General features: G+C 65.6%; 5 protein-coding genes and 1 tRNA gene. 4 read left to right on the plus strand and 2 right to left on the minus strand.

The features are described 5' to 3' along the window. The first annotated feature begins 215 nt into the window (after window positions 1–215). The 4 genes from gyrB (at window position 216) to AB0H88_RS45650 (ending at window position 5,607) form a co-directional block, all read left to right on the plus strand. Window positions 216–2,159 carry a DNA topoisomerase (ATP-hydrolyzing) subunit B gene (gyrB, locus tag AB0H88_RS45635; protein ID WP_357655383.1) on the plus strand — a complete coding sequence of 648 codons (1,944 nt, stop codon included), beginning with the start codon at window positions 216–218 and terminating at the stop codon, window positions 2,157–2,159. 34 nt (window positions 2,160–2,193) lie between these two features. Further along, window positions 2,194–4,701: a DNA gyrase subunit A gene (gene gyrA, locus AB0H88_RS45640; protein WP_357655385.1), complete on the plus strand. Its 2,508-nt coding sequence runs from the start codon at window positions 2,194–2,196 to the stop codon at window positions 4,699–4,701. Window positions 4,702–4,704: 3 nt separating this feature from the next. Continuing rightward, window positions 4,705–5,361 carry a DUF3566 domain-containing protein gene (locus AB0H88_RS45645; RefSeq protein ID WP_357655388.1) on the plus strand — a complete coding sequence of 219 codons (657 nt, stop codon included), beginning with the start codon at window positions 4,705–4,707 and terminating at the stop codon, window positions 5,359–5,361. Between the two features lie 172 nt (window positions 5,362–5,533). Beyond that, window positions 5,534–5,607, plus strand: a tRNA-Ile gene (locus AB0H88_RS45650). Between the two features lie 257 nt (window positions 5,608–5,864). On the opposite strand, the gene AB0H88_RS45655 is transcribed toward AB0H88_RS45650, so the two are convergent. Both AB0H88_RS45655 and AB0H88_RS45660 read right to left on the minus strand, forming a co-directional pair. Beyond that, window positions 5,865–6,479, minus strand: a complete 615-nt coding sequence (locus tag AB0H88_RS45655) for a DUF305 domain-containing protein (RefSeq protein WP_357655391.1) — start codon at window positions 6,477–6,479, stop codon at window positions 5,865–5,867. Between the two features lie 200 nt (window positions 6,480–6,679). Further along, a partial coding sequence (locus AB0H88_RS45660) for a universal stress protein (RefSeq protein ID WP_357655410.1) occupies window positions 6,680–6,857 on the minus strand: 178 nt, incomplete at its 5' end.

A 6,857-nucleotide genomic window follows, 5' to 3' on the forward strand; every position in this document is an offset into this window, starting at 1 on the left:
AGGCGCGTTCAATGCCACCTTGGGCCCTCAGAGCCGGTAGAATGAAACTGGATTCCGGACACGTCCGTTTGCGTGTCACCCCCGGCACGCATACAGCGCCGATTCCCCCGGGTGATCAACGCAACGGGGCACTCACGACGGTGACGGGCACGGCAGGGGCAGCTTGACATGTGTCGCCTCCCCAGCCGCGTGTCCGCGGCAGGAGGATTTGGCACTTGTCCTACGACGCTAGCTCAATCACCGTACTCGAAGGGCTTGAGGCGGTTCGCAAGCGCCCGGGTATGTATATCGGCTCGACCGGTGAGCGCGGTCTGCATCACCTGGTCTACGAAATCGTCGACAACTCGGTGGACGAGGCCCTCGCCGGCCACGCCGACCGCATCGACGTCACCCTGCTCGCCGACAACGGTGTGCGGGTCATCGACAACGGCCGCGGCATCCCGACCGGCATTCACCCGGTCGAGAAGCGTTCCGCCGTCGAGGTCGTGCTGACCACGCTGCACGCGGGCGGCAAGTTCGACGGAAAGTCGTACGCCGTGTCCGGAGGTCTGCACGGCGTCGGCTCGGCCGTCGTCAACGCGCTGTCCACCGCCATGGAGGTGGAGGTCAAGCAGAACGGCCACATCTGGCGGCAGCGCTACGAGCACTCCAAGCCGACCGCGCCGCTGGCGACGGACGGGGAGACCTCCGAGACCGGCACCACGATCACGTTCTGGGCCGACGAGGGCATCTTCGAGACCACCACCTGGAACTTCGAGACGCTCTCGCGTCGCTTCCAGGAGATGGCCTTCCTCAACAAGGGCCTGACGATCGTGCTGCGCGACGAGCGGCCCGACCACGTCAACGGCGAGTCCGTCGAGGTCACCTACTGCTACCAGGGCGGTCTGTCCGACTTCGTGACGCACCTCAACTCGAAGAAGGAGCCCGCGCACGCGTCGGTCATCGACTTCGAGGAGCACGGCGACGGCGTCTCCGTAGAGATCGCCATGCAGTGGAACAACTCCTACAGCGAGTCCGTCTACACCTTCGCCAACACCATCAACACGGCTGAGGGCGGCACCCACGAGGAGGGCTTCCGCGCGGCGCTGACGTCGATCGTCAACCGCTACGCGCGCGAGCAGAAGTTCCTCAAGGAGGGCAAGGACGACAACCTCTCCGGCGAGGACGTCCGCGAGGGCCTGACCGCGATCGTCTCGATCAAGCTGGCCGACCCGCAGTTCGAGGGGCAGACCAAGACGAAGCTCGGCAACACCGAGGCCAAGTCGTTCGTCCAGAAGGCCTGCAACGACCACCTGCGCGCCTGGTTCGAGCGCAACCCCGGCGAGGCCAAGGACATCATCAACAAGTCGCTGCAGGCCGCCAGGGCCCGCCTCGCGGCTCGCCAGGCCCGCGACCTGACGCGGCGCAAGTCGCTGCTGGAGTCGGGCAGCGGCCTGCCGGGCAAGCTGGCCGACTGCCAGTGGAACGACCCCGACAAGTGCGAGCTGTTCATCGTCGAGGGCAACTCGGCCGGCGGCTCGGCCAAGGGCGGCCGCGACTCGCGTTTCCAGGCGATCCTGCCGATCCGCGGCAAGATCCTCAACGTCGAGAAGGCCCGGGTCGACAAGGTCCTGCAGAACACCGAGGTCCAGTCGCTGATCACGGCCATGGGCACCGGCGTGCACGACGAGTTCGACATCAGCAAGCTGCGCTACAACAAGCTGATCCTGATGGCCGACGCCGACGTCGACGGCCAGCACATCACCACGCTGCTGCTGACGCTGCTGTTCAGGTTCATGCGCCCGCTGATCGAGGGCGGCCACGTCTACCTGTCGCAGCCGCCCCTCTACAAGATCAAGTGGGACCGCAAGGGCGACGACGCCTCCTACGCCTACTCCGACCGCGAGCGCGACGCGATCATCGAGGACGGCATCGGCCGCGGCAAGCGTGACCCCCGCGCCCACGACGGGGTCCAGCGGTTCAAGGGTCTCGGCGAGATGAACGCCAACCAGCTGTGGGAAACCACCATGAATCCCGACAGCCGCGTCCTGCTCCAGGCCACGCTCGATGACGCGGCTCAGGCCGACGAGATGTTCAGCGTGCTCATGGGTGAGGACGTCGAGGCACGCAGAGCCTTCATCATCCGCAATGCGCGAGATGTCCGTTTCCTAGACGTGTAGCGCACGGCCGTACAGTAGAAAAGGATCTTCACACGTGACGGAAGTGAACACTCCGCCTCCACCGTCTTCGGACCGCATCGAACCGGTCGACATCCAGACCGAGATGCAGCGCAGCTACATGGACTACGCGATGTCGGTCATTGTCTCGCGTGCCCTGCCGGATGTGCGTGACGGTCTCAAGCCGGTGCACCGCCGCGTGCTCTACGCGATGTACGACGGCGGCTACCGCCCCGACCGCGGCTACTTCAAGTGCTCGCGCGTCGTCGGTGACGTCATGGGTTCGTACCACCCCCATGGCGACTCCTCGATCTACGACGCCCTCGTACGTCTGGCGCAGCCGTGGTCGCTGCGCCACCCGCTGGTCGACGGGCAGGGCAACTTCGGCTCTCCGGGCAACGACGCGCCCGCGGCGATGCGCTACACCGAGTGCAAGCTCGCGCCCATCGCCATGGAGATGCTGCGCGACATCGACAAGGACACCGTCGACTTCCAGCCCAACTACGACGGCCGCTCCCAGGAGCCCGTCGTACTCCCGGCGCGCTTCCCCAACCTGCTGGTCAACGGCTCGGGCGGCATCGCGGTCGGCATGGCGACCAACATCCCGCCGCACAACCTGCGCGAGGTGGCCGAGGCCGTCAAGTGGTCGCTGGACAACCCCGAGGCCTCCGATGAGGAGCTGCTCGAGGCGGCCATCGCGCGCGTCAAGGGTCCCGACTTCCCGACCAAGGGCCTGATCGTCGGCCGCCGGGGCATCGAGGACGCCTACCGCACCGGCCGCGGCTCGATCACCATGCGAGCCGTCGTCGAGGTCGAGGAGGACAACAAGGGCCGGCACGCCCTTGTCGTCACCGAACTCCCCTACCAGGTCAACCCCGACAACCTCTCGTACAAGATCGCTGAGCTGGTCAAGCAGGGCAAGGTCACCGGCATCGCCGACGTCCGCGAGGAGTCGTCGTCGCGGGTCGGCCAGCGGCTGGTCATCGTGCTCAAGCGCGACGCCGTCGCCAAGGTCGTGCTCAACAACCTGTACAAGCACACCCAGCTCCAGGACACCTTCGGCGCCAACATGCTGGCCCTGGTCGACGGGGTGCCGCGTACGCTGCGGCTCGACCAGTTCATCACCTATTACGTTGCGCACCAGATCGAGGTCATTGTCCGCCGGACGCGCTACCTGCTGCGCAAGGCCGAGGAGCGCGCCCACATCCTGCGCGCGCTGCTCAAGGCGCTCGACCGGATGGACGAGGTCATCGCGCTGATCAGGCGCTCGCCGTCGGCCGCGGAGGCCCAGGGCGGCCTGATGACGCTGCTGGAGATCGACGAGATCCAGGCCCAGGCCATCCTCGACATGCAGCTGCGCAAGCTCGCCGCCCTGGAGCGCCAGGCGATCCAGGACGAGTACGAAACGCTGATGACGGCGATCGCCGACTACCAGGACATCCTGGGCTCGGAGTCCCGGCAGCGGCAGATCGTCAGTGACGAGATGGCCGAGATCGTGGCCCGCTTCGGCAACGACCGGCAGACCGAGATCATCGCGTACGACGGCGACATGTCGATCGAAGACCTCATCGCCGAGGAAGAGATCGTCGTCACCATCACCCGCGGCGGCTATGCCAAGCGCACCCGTACCGACCTTTACCGGGCGCAGAAGCGCGGTGGCAAGGGCGTCAGGGGCGCGCAGTTGCGCCAGGACGACATCGTCGACCACTTCTTCGTCACGACGACCCATCATTGGTTGCTGTTCTTCACGAACAAAGGCCGCGTTTACCGCGTCAAAGCGTACGAACTTCCCGACGCCGCGCGCGACGCGCGGGGCATGCACCTGGCGAACCTGCTGGCCATGCAGCCCGACGAGACAGTAATGGAGGTCCTCGACCTGCGTGACTACGGCGTCGCCCCCTACCTCGTGCTCGCCACCCGCAGCGGTCTGGTGAAGAAGACCGGCCTGTCCGAGTACGACTCCCCCAGGTCCGGTGGTCTGATCGCGATCAACCTGCGGGACGACGACGAGGTCATCGGGGCCCGCCTGGTCTCCGAAGAGGACGATCTGCTGCTCGTCTCCAAGGGCGCGCAGTCCGTCCGCTTCACCGCCTCCGACGAAGCGCTGCGCCCGATGGGCCGGGCGACCAGCGGCGTCATCGGCATGAGATTCCTCGATGGTGACGAACTTCTCGCCATGAATAGAATTGCCGATGGTCAACATGTGCTTATCGCCACCAAGGCTGGGTACGCAAAGCGGACACCCGTCGAGCAGTATCCAGTTCAAGGACGTGGCGGTAGGGGCGTGCTGACTGCGAAAATCGTCAGTTCCCGTGGCAAGCTGGTCGGAGCAGTCATGGTCAACCCAGAGGATGAGGTCTTCGCGATCACGTCCGCCGGCGGGGTGATCCGGACGAGTGCCGGGGAGATCAAGCAGTCCGGCCGCCAGACCATGGGAGTGCGTTTGATGAATCTCGCCGAAGGCGACAGCGTGGTGGCCCTCGCCCGGAACGCCGAGTCCATGGAGACTTCGGTGGAGATTGAGGAAGACGGGGGAGGAGAGTAGGTCATGAGCGCCCAGGGTGGCTCCGCCAGGACTAAGGCGGCCCGGGACAACGGCCAGCAGCCGAAGAAGCCCAATGAAACCGAGATCTTCGACGGAGCGGTCGACGAGGAGAAGGCGACGCCTCCGCAAGGAGTAGTGCCGCCGGTCACGGGTCAGCCAGGGGAGGAGCAGACGACGGAGGGCAACGAGACGGTCCGCCTCCGTCCCTCGCTGACTTCCGAGGCCCCTCCGCTTGTCGAGATGCCCAAGAAGAAGCCCTCCAGCTCCGCGGGGGCCCGTCTCCCCCGTAAGGCCCACCTGGTCCTGCGTCGCGTCGAGCCGTGGTCGGCCATGAAGTTCAGCTTCGTGGTCTCCCTCGTCTGCTTCGTGGTGCTGTTCGTGGCAGTGGCCGTCCTGTACGGCGTACTGTCCGCCTTGGGCGTGTTCGACTCGCTCGTGGACCTGGTCAACCAGCTCGGCAAGGGTGAGCAGGGGCAGAACTCGATCCCGATCGACATCGCCTCTTGGTTCGAGCCGGTCCGCATCCTCGGCTACACCGCACTCATCGGCGCGGTGAACGTGGTGCTGATCACGGCACTGTCCACGCTGGGGGCGGTCATCTACAACGTCGCCTCCGACCTGGTGGGCGGCGTCGAGGTGACCTTCAGCGAGGCTGAGTAGCTTCCATACGTGGTTCGTGATTTGTGGCTTGTGGTTTTGCGGCTTTTTGGCTCGCGTCGCCGTCGATCTTTCGGGGGCGGCGCGAGCAACTCGGGAGAGGCGGTAAGCTTTTCCTCGTCCGAACAACCGGTTCGCCGTCCCTGGTGGGGATGCGATACCGTTTGGCGTACGCGGGGCTATAGCTCAGACGGTTAGAGCGCTTCCCTGATAAGGAAGAGGTCCCAGGTTCAAGTCCTGGTAGCCCCACAGAGTTTTACCTCAGAGGCTAGATCCCGAGATTGTGGATCTGGCCTCTTGATCATTTGGATCCTCAGCCAGGAGACGTGTCTCGGGTAGCCGTGGTGCAGGAGAGCCGGCAAGGTCTGAGCCTCGCACTCAAAGGTCCAAACAGAAAGATCACGAACGAGACGGCGTCAGCAGATGGTCGCAACGCTGACAGTCATGAACGAGGTCGATACTGACGGGGATCGTGGCCAGCCAGATCACCTGGTTCGGAGCGGTCCTCACGATCCGTAGGGCATCCGCCAGCGCCCGTCGAACCAGTCGGTCAGATACTGCTGCATCTGGAAGATCTCGGCGTGCTGGGTGTCGCGTACGGTGCGGGCGAAGCCGGTGATCTCCTGGTGCTGGTTGCGGCTGTGCATGAGCAGTTGCTGCGACATCATCACCGCTGCCATGTGGTGGCCGATCATGTCCTCGAGAAACGTTCTATCCAGTGCGTCGCCCGACAGCTTGGACAGATCGCGCATCATCGGCTGGTACGTCGCGGCCGCTCGGCCCGGGTACCACTTGGCCAGCCATCCTTTCATGGTGGCGATCTCGGCAGTCTGCGTCTTGACGATGGAAGCGCCCAGAGCGCGCATCTCGGCCCGGCCGGAACGCCGCAGCTGGCCGGCCGCCTTGACCGCCTCTTGGTGATGGGGCACCATCTGGGCCAGGTAGTCGGCCTCGTCGTCCACCGTAACTCGGTGCATCCCACCCATCGGCCAGCCGGTCTGCTGCCATCCCGCAGCGGTTGCGGAGGGCTGGCGGTCGGCGGTGGCGAGGGCGGCCCCGCCGACGGCAGCGGCGGCGAGCAACGCTCCGGCGGCGATTGCTGCCGTTATCGAAGGTCTCATCTCGCTCCTCCACTCCTGCAGATGTCTCGCTTCCAACCTGGCGCTCGGTCCGTGGCCAGGACCAGGGCCGTTGGGCCTTCATGCCCGGGACCAACGCCATCCGATCGGGAGGGCTGGGCCAGGGTGCGTCATCGGAAGGGCTGGGCGCAGAAATCGCCGATGGCGTGGAGGTGATGGTGACTCAGGGCATTGGTCTTGGTTCAGCCACTGCGGCTCTGCGGTTCACCGCCGCTCGCTTGGGTGGATGGTGCGTCCTTGGCGCGCACCACCGTCACCGTGCAGCGTGCGTGGTGCAGGACGCCTCGGCTGACCGAGCCAAGGACGATCGACCCGATCGCGCTCCTGCCATGCGAGCCGACGACCAGCAGGTCGGCCCGG

Source organism: Nonomuraea sp. NPDC050680, from assembly GCF_040654555.1.
In the GTDB taxonomy this organism is placed as follows: domain Bacteria; phylum Actinomycetota; class Actinomycetes; order Streptosporangiales; family Streptosporangiaceae; genus Nonomuraea.